Annotated in this window: 16 protein-coding genes; 10 read left to right on the forward strand and 6 right to left on the reverse strand. The window is 60.8% G+C overall.

The features are described 5' to 3' along the window. The first annotated feature begins 272 nt into the window (after window positions 1-272). Window positions 273-1385 (forward strand): Fic family protein, encoded by a 1113-nt coding sequence (locus tag HLH48_RS16885; protein WP_182998660.1) that lies wholly within the window; start codon window positions 273-275, stop codon window positions 1383-1385. 169 nt (window positions 1386-1554) lie between these two features. Here HLH48_RS16885 and HLH48_RS16890 read toward each other — a convergent pair whose 3' ends face one another. From HLH48_RS16890 to HLH48_RS16905, 4 genes are all read right to left on the reverse strand, one after another. Then, window positions 1555-3345 carry a recombinase family protein gene (locus HLH48_RS16890; protein WP_182998661.1) on the reverse strand — a complete coding sequence of 597 codons (1791 nt, stop codon included), beginning with the start codon at window positions 3343-3345 and terminating at the stop codon, window positions 1555-1557. A 14-nt stretch (window positions 3346-3359) separates the two neighbouring features. Continuing rightward, on the reverse strand, window positions 3360-3740 hold the full coding sequence (locus tag HLH48_RS16895; protein WP_182998662.1) for a helix-turn-helix domain-containing protein: 381 nt from the start codon (window positions 3738-3740) through the stop codon (window positions 3360-3362). Next, window positions 3730-4053: a type II toxin-antitoxin system HigB family toxin gene (locus tag HLH48_RS16900; RefSeq protein WP_062809663.1), complete on the reverse strand. Its 324-nt coding sequence runs from the start codon at window positions 4051-4053 to the stop codon at window positions 3730-3732. The genes HLH48_RS16895 and HLH48_RS16900 overlap by 11 nt, the downstream gene beginning before the upstream one ends. 100 nt (window positions 4054-4153) lie before the next feature. Then, window positions 4154-4363: a hypothetical protein gene (locus HLH48_RS16905; RefSeq protein WP_246387425.1), complete on the reverse strand. Its 210-nt coding sequence runs from the start codon at window positions 4361-4363 to the stop codon at window positions 4154-4156. Between the two features lie 137 nt (window positions 4364-4500). On the opposite strand from HLH48_RS16905, the gene HLH48_RS16910 reads away from it, so the two are divergent. The 3 genes from HLH48_RS16910 (at window position 4501) to HLH48_RS16920 (ending at window position 7007) form a co-directional block, all read left to right on the forward strand. Beyond that, entirely contained in the window at window positions 4501-5169 is a 669-nt protein-coding gene (locus HLH48_RS16910) for a DUF2726 domain-containing protein (protein ID WP_220795177.1), read from the forward strand. A 206-nt stretch (window positions 5170-5375) separates the two neighbouring features. Next, window positions 5376-5897, forward strand: coding sequence for an RNA polymerase sigma factor (locus HLH48_RS16915; protein ID WP_264812352.1), 522 nt, complete (start codon window positions 5376-5378; stop codon window positions 5895-5897). A gap of 114 nt (window positions 5898-6011) precedes the next feature. Continuing rightward, a complete protein-coding gene (locus tag HLH48_RS16920; RefSeq protein ID WP_182998666.1) occupies window positions 6012-7007 on the forward strand; it encodes a FecR family protein in 996 nt (331 codons plus the stop codon). Window positions 7008-7180: 173 nt separating this feature from the next. Here the strand turns inward: HLH48_RS16920 and HLH48_RS16925 are convergent, their stop codons facing one another. Continuing rightward, a complete protein-coding gene (locus HLH48_RS16925) occupies window positions 7181-7522 on the reverse strand; it encodes a hypothetical protein (RefSeq protein ID WP_182998667.1) in 342 nt (113 codons plus the stop codon). Between the two features lie 78 nt (window positions 7523-7600). Here HLH48_RS16925 and HLH48_RS16930 point away from each other — a divergent pair, with 78 nt between their 5' ends. Next, window positions 7601-10120 carry a TonB-dependent siderophore receptor gene (locus HLH48_RS16930; protein ID WP_182998668.1) on the forward strand — a complete coding sequence of 840 codons (2520 nt, stop codon included), beginning with the start codon at window positions 7601-7603 and terminating at the stop codon, window positions 10118-10120. Here HLH48_RS16930 and HLH48_RS16935 read toward each other — a convergent pair. Continuing rightward, the gene (locus tag HLH48_RS16935; protein ID WP_182998669.1) at window positions 10108-10395 is read right to left on the reverse strand and encodes a hypothetical protein; all 288 of its coding nucleotides are present in this window, start codon (window positions 10393-10395) and stop codon (window positions 10108-10110) included. The two genes, HLH48_RS16930 and HLH48_RS16935, sit on opposite strands and share 13 nt — an antisense overlap. On the opposite strand from HLH48_RS16935, the gene HLH48_RS16940 reads away from it, so the two are divergent. Genes HLH48_RS16940 through HLH48_RS16960 form a run of 5 tightly spaced genes read left to right on the forward strand, consistent with a single transcriptional unit; the run spans window position 10385 to window position 13954 of the window. Next, the gene (locus HLH48_RS16940) at window positions 10385-11623 is read left to right on the forward strand and encodes a PepSY-associated TM helix domain-containing protein (protein WP_182998670.1); all 1239 of its coding nucleotides are present in this window, start codon (window positions 10385-10387) and stop codon (window positions 11621-11623) included. The genes HLH48_RS16935 and HLH48_RS16940 overlap by 11 nt on opposite strands. After that, complete coding sequence (locus HLH48_RS16945) at window positions 11620-11865, forward strand: hypothetical protein (protein ID WP_182998671.1); 246 nt, start codon at window positions 11620-11622, stop codon at window positions 11863-11865. Before HLH48_RS16940 ends, HLH48_RS16945 begins: the two co-directional genes overlap by 4 nt. Beyond that, window positions 11862-12602 carry a tonB-system energizer ExbB gene (exbB, locus tag HLH48_RS16950; protein ID WP_182998672.1) on the forward strand — a complete coding sequence of 247 codons (741 nt, stop codon included), beginning with the start codon at window positions 11862-11864 and terminating at the stop codon, window positions 12600-12602. The genes HLH48_RS16945 and exbB overlap by 4 nt, the downstream gene beginning before the upstream one ends. A 6-nt stretch (window positions 12603-12608) precedes the next feature. Continuing rightward, a complete protein-coding gene (gene exbD, locus HLH48_RS16955; protein WP_182998673.1) occupies window positions 12609-13097 on the forward strand; it encodes a TonB system transport protein ExbD in 489 nt (162 codons plus the stop codon). After that, window positions 13094-13954, forward strand: a complete 861-nt coding sequence (locus HLH48_RS16960) for an energy transducer TonB (RefSeq protein ID WP_182998674.1) — start codon at window positions 13094-13096, stop codon at window positions 13952-13954. Before exbD ends, HLH48_RS16960 begins: the two co-directional genes overlap by 4 nt. Window positions 13955-13969 lie beyond the last annotated feature (15 nt).

Here is a 13969-nt window from a genome sequence, read left to right on the forward strand (position 1 = left end):
CAAAAGCCATCCGGCCTGCGCTACACTCTGTCTGCATCGGGTCTCTGGCCTCGCTCGCGGATTTTGCTTTTCCAACAAGAACTTTCGCCGATTTCAGAGCCCGATGCACCTACTCGTGTGAGATTTCCGGGTTCAGGGCAGAGTGACTTCTCTGCTGACCACTCGACCAACAGATGTGGAGATAACGGACATATTCGCCGCGTCTCATGCGGATATGGCATTGCAGCTTGCGGTGATTACGCGCCATATTCTCCGCATGGAGTGCAGAAAATATGGCGCGATACATTCATCAGCATGAAGACTGGCCGAATTTCCGGTGGGACAATGATGCCATCTCCCAAGAATTGGCCGCCGTGCGTCATCGGCAGGGACGCCTCCTGGGCCGTATGGAAAGTCTCGGCTTCGATTTCAGGTCAGAAGCCGTGCTTCAGACCCTGACGGACGATGTCATCAAGTCGAGCGAGATCGAGGGTGAAAACCTTGATCGTGAGCAGGTAAGGTCTTCCATTGCCCGGAGACTGGGTATGGATATTGGCGCGCTGGCATCGGTGGATCGGGATGTCGAAGGCGTCGTAGAGATGATGTTGGACGCAACCCGGTATTACGCTGAGCCTTTGACCGAAGAAAGGCTGTTCGCCTGGCATGCGGCTTTGTTTCCTACCGGGCGAAACGGCATGGCACGCATTCTGGTCGGAGAGTGGCGTGATGACAGAACGGGCCCCATGCAGGTCGTGTCAGGTTCCGTCGGACGGGAGAAGGTTCATTATGAGGCGCCGATAGCCAGCAGGTTGCCCGCGGAGATGCAGGCCTTTCTCGACTGGTGCAATAGAACGCAGACGCTGGACCCCGTGCTGAAGGCAGCCATTGCTCATCTGTGGTTTGTCACCATTCATCCGTTCGAGGACGGAAACGGGCGCATGGCCCGGGCCATCGGCGACCTTATGCTGGCGCGTTCGGAACAGACAGAGCAGCGTTTCTACAGCCTGTCGGCCCAGATCCGTCAGGAACGGAAGGATTACTACGCCATCCTTGAGGTCACCCAGAAGGGAGATATAGACATTACGCCTTGGCTGCACTGGTTTCTGGGCGCTCTGGATCGCGCTTTTGACCGTGCTGAACTGGTCTTAGGAAAAGTCATCCAGAAGGCTAGGTTTTGGGACAATCTGGCCGGTCAATCGATCAATGATCGGCAGCGTCTCATGCTTAACCGTCTGCTCGACGGGTTTGAAGGTAAGCTGACCTCATCCAAATGGGCAAAGCTTGCAAAGACGTCCCCGGATACCGCCCTGCGAGATATTAATGATCTCGTATCACGCGATATTCTGGTTCGGGAGGCTGCGGGAGGAAGAAGCACCAGCTACAGGCTGGTTTTCCCTGAGGTGTGAACCGAAGATCCGCACTGGTGCCTTCCTGATCGCGGGAAAGGACATCCATCGTCTCTGTCACAATAAGAGACCGGCCGTGTGGCAGGGGCCGTCCGGGTCTTTCGGAGTAAGGGCGGTCAAGGACCAAACGAAAGTGAAGAAAAAAGCTTCAAATGTTTCAGTCGCTTAACTATGCTGCCAATCGTTCAACGAACCCGCTGACAAGCAGCAGTTTTCTTTGGTTGCGTGCCCCCGCAACCAACGACGCTTGCGAATGACCATTCGCCACATTTCGCCGGGATCGTAGTGTGCGGTTCCCCGCAACCACTGATACCGACACTCCCGTGAGCACTGCTCCGGGAGTGTTTCTTTTTTCAGCCTTTCCAATGGCTTGTCGCTCGATCCAGGTCAGGATCGTCCCCAGTTCTCCATACAGCATCGCGTCGATCTCGCCCCGGTTTGGACCAGGAGTGAGCACGACCTTCTCGATCAGAGCCCGCAGCGCTTCTGCGGCTTCCAGTCGTTCCTCGGGGCGGTTGAGAGCGTCGGTCAGGCGGCCGACCTTGCAGGCGTAGATCGCTGAGGCACTCGGCAGCAGGTCCGGCACTTCATCGGGAACGTCGGAGAGTAGGGATGCCAGTTCGGCTTTGCGGGCTTCGAGCGCGTCCATCTCCGCCTTCATGCTGGGATGGAACATGCCTTCCTTGATGGCCTCGATGATGCCCCGGATCTGCTTCTCGACCTTCACCTGTTCGATCTGCCAGACATCGGCATTGGAGCGGCGCTCGCGATTGAGGCGGTTGGTCTCCTCGGCATAGGCGCGCATGGCCTCGGCGGCGATCTCCGGTGCCATCATCCGGTCCTTGAGACCGGAGAGCACGCGGCGCTCCAGGTCGGGACGGGGGATCGTCCGACTGTTGGTGCAGGAGCCGTTGGTGACGTGGGACGAGCAGGCGAAACGGTCGGAGCCGCGCAGCGTGTAAGGGCCACCGCACAGGCCGCAGAACAGTAGGCCAGATAGCAGGGATTTCGGGCGACGGGTGCCGTTGAGACGGTTGCGCTTGTGGTGCGCTCGCACGGCCTCGGTGACATTGACGTATTTCTCAGCGATGACGCTCTGGCGGGCCTTTGTCGCCTGCCAGAGTGCGTCATCGACGATCCGCAGGTCGGGCACGTCTGTCACCACCCATTCGGATTCCGGGTTCAGGCGTGAGACGCGCTTGCCGGTGGACGGGTCTTTGACATAGCGCTGACGGTTCCAGACCAGCCGGCCAATGTATAATTCGTTGTTGATGATGCCGGTGCCGCGCTTCACATGGCCCCGGATGGTGGTGTCGCTCCACAGCTTGCCCTCGGGACCGCCGATGCCCTGATCGTTCAAAGTTTTGGCGATGGCGCGTGGCCCAACGCCGGCGGCGAAGTCGCGGAAAATGCGGCGGATGATCTCCGCCTGGTGCGCGTCGATCTCGCGGTCACCCCGGATATGTTCGCCTTGGGCGTCGAACTGTCGGACGACGCGATAGCCGTAGCACAGTCCGCCACCGGATTTGCCGTCCTCAACCCGGCCGCGCAGGCCGCGATGGGTCTTGGCGGCGAGGTCTTTCAGGAACAGGGCGTTCATGGTGCCCTTGAGGCCGACATGCAGTTCGCTGATCTCGCCTTCGGCCAGAGTGACGATCGGCACGCCGGCGAATTTGAGATGCTTGAACAGGGTGGCGACGTCAGCCTGGTCGCGCGAGACGCGATCCAGCGCCTCGGCCAGCACAATGTCGAACCGTCCGGCCTGGGCATCCTGCAACAGGGTCTGGATACCGGGACGCAGGATCATGCTGGCGCCCGAGATGCCCGCGTCCTTGTAGGCGCCGACCACCTTCCATTTTTCCCGCTTTGCGTGTTCGCGGCAGATGCGGAACTGGTCCTCGATCGAGGCGTCGCGCTGGTTGTCGGACGAGTAGCGGGCATACAGGGCGACGCGGGTCATGGGGATGGTCCTTATCAGGCGACCTTGTCCATCCGGCTGGGCCGGATCAGCACCTCGGCCGAGATGCCGAGGCCGTCATGCAACTGGCGGATCATGTCGATCGACAGGCCGCGTTTGCGGTTCAGCACATCGGCCACCCGGTTACGCGGGCCGATCATCGGCTCCAGATCCTTGCGGGTGAGGCCCTGCTGTTCCATGCGGAAGCGGATCGCCTCGACCGGATCAGGTGGGTCGATCGGATGGTGCTTGGCCTCATAGACGTCGATCAGGGTTGCCAGCACGTCGAGGCGGTCGCCATCCGGCGTGCCGGTCTTCGCACCCCACAGGCGCCCGACCTCTTCCAGCGCTGCGTCATAATCCGCCTCGTTGCGGATGGGCTTTAGATCAGCCGTCATGTTCCACCTCCGTCACGTCGATCCTGTCATACGCCTTATGCGTGCCGATCCATTTGATCCAGACGATGCTTTTCTCGAAATCGACCGCCACGACCAGGCGATAGGCGTTGCCCTTGATGTTGAAGACGATCCGCTCGGCGCTGACGATGCTGGCCGTGGCGTATAGCCGCTTCACATCGGCGGTGCTCGTCCAGCCAGCCCTGCCGACTTCGGCGAACCACGCGTCCAGCGCCGCCTTGACGGCCGGCTGGTCCTTCTGACCCGCCAGACTGTCGACGAACTCTCTCAGCGTGCGTCGGGCGATGATCCTCATTGACTGGCCTTATATCACGGGACCATAATGGTCACAAGAAAAATGCACGTCACCCTGGCGAGGGATCTCTCACCGGGGGAATACAGCCGGGCAGGGAAGGTTATCGCATGTGACCGGATCGGTTCTGCCGGGCCTGTTTCCTTTCCAAGGCACGTGCGCGCTCGAACTGTTCGCGTGCCATCTGACGGCCGATCAGGCGGGCGATGGACAGAATGGCTTCGTTGGACGGGCGGAACGCCTCTTCGGCTGTTTCCGCCTCACTGGCGGGGCCGAACACCTCGATCCTGATCCTGTCGGGTTTGCGTGCCATTCTGTCCATCTTCCCGGTCATGGGGCGACAGGAACGATGAAGGACAGGACAAGGGGATTTGAGAAGACCATGCGCCGGTCCATGCGGTAATCGGCGGTGATCGCGCAGAAAAGGGAGGCTTATCGGCTGTGGAAAAAATGATCATTCTCCTGGCGATCGGATATGCCATTGGATTCTATATTCGAGATCGTCGTGCGAAAGAGGCTCTTGTGCAGTCCGAACGCCAGGCTGCGGGTCAGATCGAGACGCTTCGTCGACAGATCGCCACGCTCAACAAACAGGCTGCCGATAAGCAGCAGGAAGACGAGCGGCGCCGGCAATATCGGCAGGAGAATGACCTGTCCGATCCGCAGAACCAGTTACGCTTTGTTGGTGAATGCAGCCTGAAGGCGGTTCCACCCGTCAATCGGGAAGCCGTGCGCGTGCTCTATGCGATCGACGAGTGGATCAAAAATATGCAGCCCGACTGGCGTTTCGCCTTCGAGGTTGCGATGGGTGGCTTCATTAAAACGCCTTATGCCTCGGATGATCCGCGTCAGAAGCGGGCCTTTAATTCTTACAGCGGCAAGCGCGTTGATTTCCTTCTGATCAATCGCCGTGGGCAACCAGTATTGGTGGTCGAGTATAATGGTTCGGGCCACGACCTGTCCGGCGATGCAGACGCTCGTATGGAGGTCAAGCGTCTGGCTTTGCAGAAGGCGGCTATCCCGCTGCTCGAGATTCCCGAGAGAATGGACAAGCTCGATATCTTCGCTGCACTTTCGGAGAAAGTTGGAGTGCTGGAAACAGAAAAAAGAACAGGCTAATGGCTCCGCCCTCGCGCCGGCAAGGGTTCGCGTCAGCGCGCTGACGCCGCCCGAGGGGGTGTCCCCGATCTTCCTGCGCTGCGCTCCGTGCAGATCTGGCGATACCTTGCTCCTTCGCCGGGAAACTGATAAAAGATAATAAGAATCACTTGCATTTCGTAGGGCTGTAAAAAGCTGTCTCCATGGCATCAGACTGCGCGCGAGAGGTGGAACCATTGGAAAAGGCAGGCTCGGTCGCGTCTCTTTACGCTGCCCATCAGCGCGCATTGCTCCACTACGCGGGACGGCTGGTCAGGGACCGTTCGACGGCCGAAGACATTGTGCAGGAGGCCTGGTTACGCTTTGCCCATGCGGCCGTTGACGCGCGACCGATCGATCCGATGCGTTATCTCTATCGCATCATCCGGAACCTATCGATCGATAATGGCCGCCACGCGGCGCGTGAACAGGAGCTGTTCGAACCGGAATCGTACGGGGAATGGTCTGCTGCCGCGACAGACGGCGCGGTCGCCACCGAACGGCTTGTCGGCGACCGTGCGGCGCTCGACATCGTGAAAACGGTGATGGACGCCATGCCCGAGCGCATGAGGATCGCCTTCGAGATGCATCGTCTCGGCGGCTGCAAACTGCGCGAGATCGCCACAACCCTCGGTATTTCATTGCCAATGGCGCATGTGCTGGTGTCCGAGGCTGTCGCGCGTTGCCGCGAGCAGGTCGAGTGGCCATAACAAAACATGCCACATCGTTAGAAAAAGCAGGACGTTTTCTGTCTAAGATCATAGAGCGGATGCGGATAGCCATCTTATGCCACGCATTCCATACCGATTTTCTGAAGGATTATAATGGCGACGCCACCTGACCCAGGCAGTCAGCGTTCTTGCAGGGAGGCGACGGACTGGCTGATCCTGCTTCAGGAAGAGCCTGACGATCCGGAGATCGCCGCCCGGTTCGCGGCATGGCGTGCCGCGTCGCCTGCCAATGAAGACGCCTGGCAACATACCCGGAAGGCTATGGACATCGTGGCGCGACTTCCCGCCAGCAACGCCGGCGACTGGAAGGCGGGGGTCCGGTCGGACGGGACGCCTGCTGCCGTGCCCCCCGGCCACAGTCCGCGACGACACGTCATGTCACGCCGCCGGGCAGTGCTGGCCGTGCCGGCGCTTGCCGCGTGCGTGGCGCTTCTTCCATTTCTCCCTGAGCTGTCTCTGCGTATGCGTGCCGATGCCCGGACCGGCACGGCCGAACGGGTGACACTGGCGCTCCCGGACGGTGGTTCCGTCACTCTGGCCCCGGCAAGCGCCATTGCATTCGGGCACGGCAGCGACAGGCATCACGTCACGCTTCTGGCCGGCGAAGCGTTATTCTCCGTTACGCACGATGAGCGTCATCCCTTCACGGTAACTGCCGGTTCTTTCGAGGTCAGGGATATCGGAACCCTGTTTGATGTCCGTCGCGCCGGTGAAGGCGTCGCCGTTTCCGTCAAAACCGGCCTTGTCCGCGTGCGCGGCGGCGCATTGCCGGATGGCGGGCAGGAACTCGGAGCAGGCCAGATGCTCGCCGCCGACAGAACCGCGTTTCACGCCGACACCCGCGCGCCCGACCAGATCGCCGCCTGGGCTGATGGTCTGCTGATGGCGAACGACCAGCCGCTTGGCGAGGTGGTGGACAGGTTGCGGCCCTGGCTTCCCGGCAAAGTCGTCGTCTCTCCCCGGCTCGCGGACCAGCGTATTTCGGGGGTCTACAGTCTTGCTGACCCACAGGCCGCACTCGACGCCATCGCCCACGCCCGGCAGGCGCGTGTCCGTCGGGTAGGCTCCTGGGTTGCGGCAGTCTGGTAAGCCAGGCGCCTCGCGGCTTACCCGGAAGCGGGGAGGGAGGGCCGGACAGTCATCGGCAACCGCAGGCGGTAAAGCCTTTCCCCACGTCCTGATGCCCGCGTTCCTCACCGCCCTCGGCATGACGCGAAACACGCGTTACCGCCGGTTCCCGAAATCTCGCTGCCCCTTTGTCTTCAAAGCAAAAAATTTCGGTCAGAGTTTGTCGCATAAACCTGCGGCGTCTCACAGCGTCCCGTCGTCTCGCAAAAAAAATCAGCCGCTGACCGGTTTTTATTAGAAAAAATTTCCCGCCGCCGTCTTCCCAGATGAGAGACTTGCAAATGTAAGGCAATCTTAACTGACGCCCGGACCACTCCCCGGTTCGCGCCGCGCATGACGGAGAGAAAGACAAGGCGATGCCACCCACGACTGACCAGAAACAGCCCGGCCGGAAATGGTGCGTAATGGCAGCCGGCGACGCCGCCTCCCGAATGTTGCATGTCCGACCGCGAACCTTGCACCTGGGCCTCGCGCATCTTGCACATCCCAGCTCGTCGAATCCGGCATGGGATGGCCCCCCGGATCTTGCATCCTCGAGGCCTCCTGAATCTGGTATGGCCACACAACGTAACCCATTCAATCTGCAAGGAAAAAATGCCACCAGTTCGTCCTCGTTCCTTCTGCCGGTTTCCGTCTCCCGCAACGCGGCCCTTCTGGTCGCCTCCACGGCGCTTGTGGCGTTTACGCTGCTCGTTCCTGCCTGTGCCCAGGCGGCTGGGGCGGTTTCTTCCGCAACTGTCCTCTCTACTCGCACCTACAACATCAGCGCTCAGCCGCTCGGATCGGCTCTCCTGAGTTTCGGCAAGCAGTCGAGCCTTCAGCTCACCGCACCGGGCGAGCTTCTGCGCGGGGTCAAAACCTCTGGTGTCCATGGTCAACTGACATCACAGCAGGCGTTGGGACAACTGCTTGCGGGGACTGGACTAAGTTACGCCCCGTCGGGAAGCGGGACCGTCGTTCTGACAAAAGCGGCGGCCAACATTACGCTCGGTCCCGTGCGCGTCGGCGGTACGGCGAGGTCATCTGGCGGGGACGCGCAATCCGCCTACGGTCCCGGCGTGGGTTTCGTCGCCACCCGGAGCGCGTCGGCCACCCGGACCGATACGCCGTTGATCGAAACGCCGAAATCGGTTTATGTCGTGACACGTCAGCAGATGGACGATCTGCAACCGCTCACGATCGGCGCCGCGCTGCGCTATACGCCCGGTATCGTCAGTCTGGCCGCCAATGACAGCACACCATCCGCAAGCCTGTTCCAGCCCGTGCATCAGCGTGGTTTCGAATCCTATACATTCGTGGATGGCCTGCTGAACGGAACGTCCATCAGCGATCCGTTCTTTCTGGACCGGATCGAAGCCTTGAGCGGCCCGTCGTCCGTGATGTATGGGCAGGCCAATCCCGGCGGGCTTATCAACATGACGCTCAAACACCCGACCGAAAAGGCGCAAGGTCAGGCGAATGTGGGTTTTGGCAATTACGGGCGTTACGAGGGGCAGGTCGATTTCAGCGGTCCGCTCAATAAAAGCAGAACCTTGCTTTATCGGCTGATCGGTGTCGGCATCACTCAAGGATCTCAGATTAATTACAATCATTACAAGAGACTGGCCGCTCAGGGTGATATCGAATGGAAGATTGATAACAAGACCGATCTCACCATTATCGGGCAATTTGCCTACGATCCGGAAAGCTTGAGTCCCTGGATCGGTATTCCTGCTTATGGAAGCCTTATCGAAAGTCCGACCGGACGTATTCCCGTATCGACATTCTATGGCGATCCAGCCTTCAATGAGAACTGGAATCGGGAATATATGCTGGAAGCCATTTTCCATCATGAGTTCACGAAGAATCTCCAATTCAATATGACGGCGCGGTTTGACGCACAAAGTCACGGAAGTTGCAGCTTGATGGCTGGAGCCGTGAATATTGCCAAGAATACGATCGCCCGATCAGCATTTTGTGACAGCCAGATCGGGGGACGCTCATCACAGTTAACGGCCAATCTCAGTTACAAATTGCACACGGGACCGGTGTCCCATTCGTTTCTCGCCGGCGTCGATTATCGTGGGCAATGGTCCAAGGGGTATTGGGGATTTGCCACCGCGCCCGCGGCGATTATTATCAATCTCATCTATAATCAATATACATATTCCGATTATCTTCAGGCGACCAATGGTCAATCCAAATGGAAAAAATATGCGTATTGGCAGGATGGTATCTACTTTCAGGATCAGCTCAACTGGCGTCGTTTCTATGTAACGCTCGCCGGCCGTCAGGACTGGAACGGATATGGCGATATCTTCAATCGGCCGTTCACATGGAATGCGGGGATCAACTATGTTTCCAGTATCGGTCTCGCGCCCTATTTCAGTTACGCGAAATCCTTCATGCCGCAGACGGGGCAGGTTTATAGTGCGGGCAATCTCATACAGCCTGATCCGTTGAATGGACATCAGTGGGAAGTTGGTTTGAAATACCAGATTCCGCATACCCAGTCTATGTTGACCGCTGCCTATTACGATCTGGCCGAAAACAATGTTCTTGTGAGCAATCCGGACTTTCCGAAATATAGCAGTGAAATCGGGCAGGTGAAGTCGCGGGGCGTCGAACTTTCTGCTCATGCCAATCTGGCGCAGGGTCTGGACCTGATCCTGAATTATACTTGGAACCGGGTCTATAACGCCCGCACCACGCTGACAGGGCAGACGATCAGTGGTCTGGCGGTCTCTCTGGTGGGCAAGCGTCTGGTCCAGCAGCCGACGAATGCCGCGTCGGGCTTCCTCGATTATACGCTGCCGAAAAATCTCGTGCCGGGCCTGTCGGTGAATTTCGGGGTCCGGTATCAGGGGAAAAGCTGGGCCGACCAGGCTAATTCATTCCGAAATCCGCCCTTCATCCTGTTCGATACGGGGTTTAGTTGGGACGCGGGGAAGGTGTTCAAATCGGCCAAGGGTCTCAATGTCAGGCTGAACATGACCAATTTCGCCAATGACACGTATGTCCAGTGCGGCAGCGCCAGGTTCTGTCATTATGGCGATCAGCGCGTCGCATACGGGACGATCGGCTATCGTTTTTGAGGTGCAGCGGTTTGGCCCTGAAAAATTTCCGTTAGAAAATCCGGCCCCACAATCGTCTTAGATAGAGTGAGGACCGAAAGCGGGCGCGACGCATCGACGCGCCTGCCGATACGAAGGGCGAGACAGGGGGGCGATGAGGCTTTATATCTCCACGAAATGCGACTTAGTATCATCATCATCATCATCATCATCATCATCATCATCATCATCATCATCATCATCATCATCTTCTTCTTCTTCTTCTTCAGGCGGTGAGCGAACACCATGACCACCACGACGCTGCGCCGCTGGTTCGTTGTCCACAAATGGACCAGCCTGATCTGCACACTGTTCCTGCTGGTGGTATGCGTCACCGGCCTGCCGATGCTGTTTTCCGAGCAGATCTGGGATGCCTTCGTGGGCGATGACGATCCGCCCTATGAAGTGCTTCCGCCCGGCACGCCCAACACCAGCCTTGACGTCATGGTCTCGAAGGCGCGGGCGATGTTTCCCGGTCAGATCGTCACACAGGTCAACCCCGACGACGACGAGCCGGCGGTGCTGGTGTCGATGGCCCCGAGTTGGCAGGCGCTGAAGGACGACGACAAATACCCCGATCGCCATTCGGGTCACTGGATCAAGTTCGACGCCCGCACCGCGAAGATCCTGAAGCAGTCACGTCCGGCGAATGCGCCAAAGTCGCCCCGTACCTGGACCGGAATCATTCTTGATACCGCGACGCGGCTGCATATGAACCTGTTCGCTGGCCTGCCCGGTGCCCTCTTCATGGGAGGGATGGGGATGCTCTTCGTGGCGTCCCTGGTATCGGGAACGGTGCTTTACGGCCGCTACATGAAGCGTCTGCCTTTCGGCACGGTGCGGCGGGATCGGGCGGCGCGCCTGGCATGGCTGGATTTGCATAATCTGCTTGGCGCGGCCACCCTGGCCTGGGCGCTCGTGGTTGGCTTCACCGGCTTCGTCAATGAATTGCAGACTCCGTTGTTCGGACTGTGGCGAATCACCGATGTCCGGCAGATCCTGAAACCCTACGCCCATCTGCCAGTCGTGTCGCAGGATCATCTGTCTTCCGTTCAGGCGGCGTTCGACACGGCGGCGAAAGCCGCTCCCGGCAACGAGGTGACGGGACTGTCGTTTCCCGGTGCCCCCTTCGGCAGCCCGGTGCATTACGTGCTTTGGACCCATGGTGCGACACCATTGCGCGCCCGCCTGTTCACGCCGGTCCTGGTCGATGCTCGCTCCGGTGAACTGACCGGCGCCTACCCGATGCCGTGGTATCTGCGCTTCCTCGAAATTTCCCGCCCGCTGCATTTCGGCGATTATGGCGGCATGCCGCTCAAGGTGCTCTGGGCGCTGCTCGATCTGGTGGTGATCGCGGTGCTGGTCAGCGGCGTCGTGCTCTGGGCCGGCAAGCGCAAGCTCTCGACCGATATGCGCCTGCGCGCGCTCGACTTCGACCTGGAGGATGCCGGCACCGTTCCGGCTCGCGCGGAGCATGCCCGATGAACGCCACGCCACCGCTGCTGCCGCGCGCGCAGTCCTCGCTCCGGTCCCCGGTCGTCGTCTGGCCCTGGCCGATCGCGCTTGGTCTGCTGACGTCCTTCGGGCTGGCGTCCGCCCTGCTGGGTCAACATGGCGTTTGGCTGGTGCTGTCCTGGATTGCCCTTTCCATTCCCCTCGTCGTGACGCTCGCCTGCCTTGTCCAGGCGGGACGTCGCGCGCCCCTTTCCAAAGGAGGTCTGTCATGACCCCGATCTCGTTTTCTCCGTGGGACATGTTCCTCAATGCCGGCAGCGTCGTGCGCGGCGTCATGGTCCTGCTGGCCGTGGCCAGTCTGGTGAGCTGGACGATCCTGATCGCCAAGTCGGTGGAACTGCTGCGTGTCCGCCTGGCGCTCGAACGCGCGGAGCGCGTGCTGGGCGAGGCCAACACCCTCAACCTGGGTGAGGAGTGGACGCGCGATCGCGGCGGCATCGCCCATCGCCTGGTCATGGCCGCCGAGGCCGAGCGGAAGCAGTCGCGGGACATTCCCGAAGACCGTGACGGGCTCAAGGAGCGGATCGTACTGCATCTGGAGCGGCTGGAAGCGGCAGAGGGACGTCGCCTGATGCGTGGCACCGGTCTGCTGGCCACCATTGGCGCCACCTCGCCCTTCATCGGGCTGTTCGGCACCGTGTGGGGCATCATGACCTCGTTCACGGGGATCGCCGCAAGCAAGGCGACCAGTCTGGCCGTCGTCGCCCCCGGCATCGCCGAGGCCCTGCTGGCCACGGCACTGGGGCTGGTCGCCGCCATCCCGGCGGTGGTGATCTACAACCATCTCGCCCGTCAGTCCGCTTCCTGCCGGGCACAGGTGGCGGACCTGACGTCACTGGTCATGAGGCTGGTCTCGCGCGATCTGGGGCGGATGCAGATGCTGACGGCCAGCGGTCAGGTCGTGCGGCTCGGTGCGGCACGCGACGCCCACATGGTGGCGGGGGAGTGAGCGGCGATGATCCGGATCCGCCATGCCGACGAAACACCGCACGAGGCGCATGAGATCAACGTCACGCCGTTCATCGACGTGATGCTGGTGCTGCTGGTGATCTTCATGGTCACGGCCCCGCTGACCACGGTCAATGTGCCGGTGGACCTGCCATCCTCGACCGGGAAACCCACGCCGCGTCCGGACGATCCGGTGTTCCTGACCATCAAGCCGGATCACTCGCTGGCGCTGGGCGAGGATGACATCGTCGCCGATGCCCTGGCCGGGGCCATGGCATCGGCGACCAAGGGCAACAAGGATGAACGGATCTTCCTGCGCGCCGACAGGAGTGTCGATTACGGTACCCTGATGGGCGTGATGGACAAGCTGCGAGCCGCCGGATACCTCAAGGTCGCGCTGGTCAACCTTCAGGGACAGGAGGAAGACAGCGAAGCGGGCGCAACGGCGGGGCCCGCTGGCGATGCCGCTCCCGCTGCGTCGGGAGGGCAGCCATGAACGACCCGGCGGTCGTCTCGATCAACTCCACCGCTTCGGATATTCCGTTCGCCGACTGGTACAAGGGCCAGCTTCGCCGGGACCGGCGTGCCGAGGCGATCCGCTGGGGCGCTTCCTTTCTGATCGTGGCGGCGGTGACGGGCGGTGCGATCGGGTGGATCATGCATCTGCCGCCTCCGGTGATGCCGACACCCGAGCCGCCTCCGGCCGCCATCGCGATCGACATGGCCCCGGAGCCGGTCTCGACACCGACGCCGCCGACCGACCTGCCGCCGGGACCGCAGCAGACCCAGTCCATTCCCGATCCCGCCCCGGTCGAGCCACCGAAGATCACGGCGCCGCCATCGCCCGCGCCCAACCCGCCGGCTCCGGTGCCCAAGCCCGAAAAGCCGAAGCCGCTGAAGAAGAAGGCGAAGCCGGTCCCGAGCCGGAAGGTGAAGGTGCCGGACAAGCTGCCGCCCGCGGCTGAAACCACGGCGCCGCCATCCTCGGATGCACCACCGGCGCCAATGCAGGCCGTTCCGGCGCCCGGCTCGTCCTCGGCCCATGCCTCGCATGACCCGGTGACCTGGCAGGGGGCGTTGCTGGCGCGGCTGGAGCAGTTCAAGCGCTACCCGTCCGACGCCATGGAAGACCACCAGGAAGGTGTGCCGACCGTGACCTTTTCCATGGACCGCAAGGGCCATGTGCTCTCGGTGCATCTGGAGGGCAGCTCGGGGCACAACCTGCTGGACCAGGAAGCCGTGGCGCTGCCGAAGCGCGCCGATCCCCTGCCGCCGCCGCCCGCTGACGTGACAGGCGATCCGGTCACGCTGACAGTCCCGATACAGTTCTATATCAATCAGGGACGCAACTGATCTTTCCCGCATTTC

It is taken from the genome of Gluconacetobacter sacchari, assembly GCF_014174255.1.
Classification (GTDB): domain Bacteria; phylum Pseudomonadota; class Alphaproteobacteria; order Acetobacterales; family Acetobacteraceae; genus Gluconacetobacter; species Gluconacetobacter sacchari.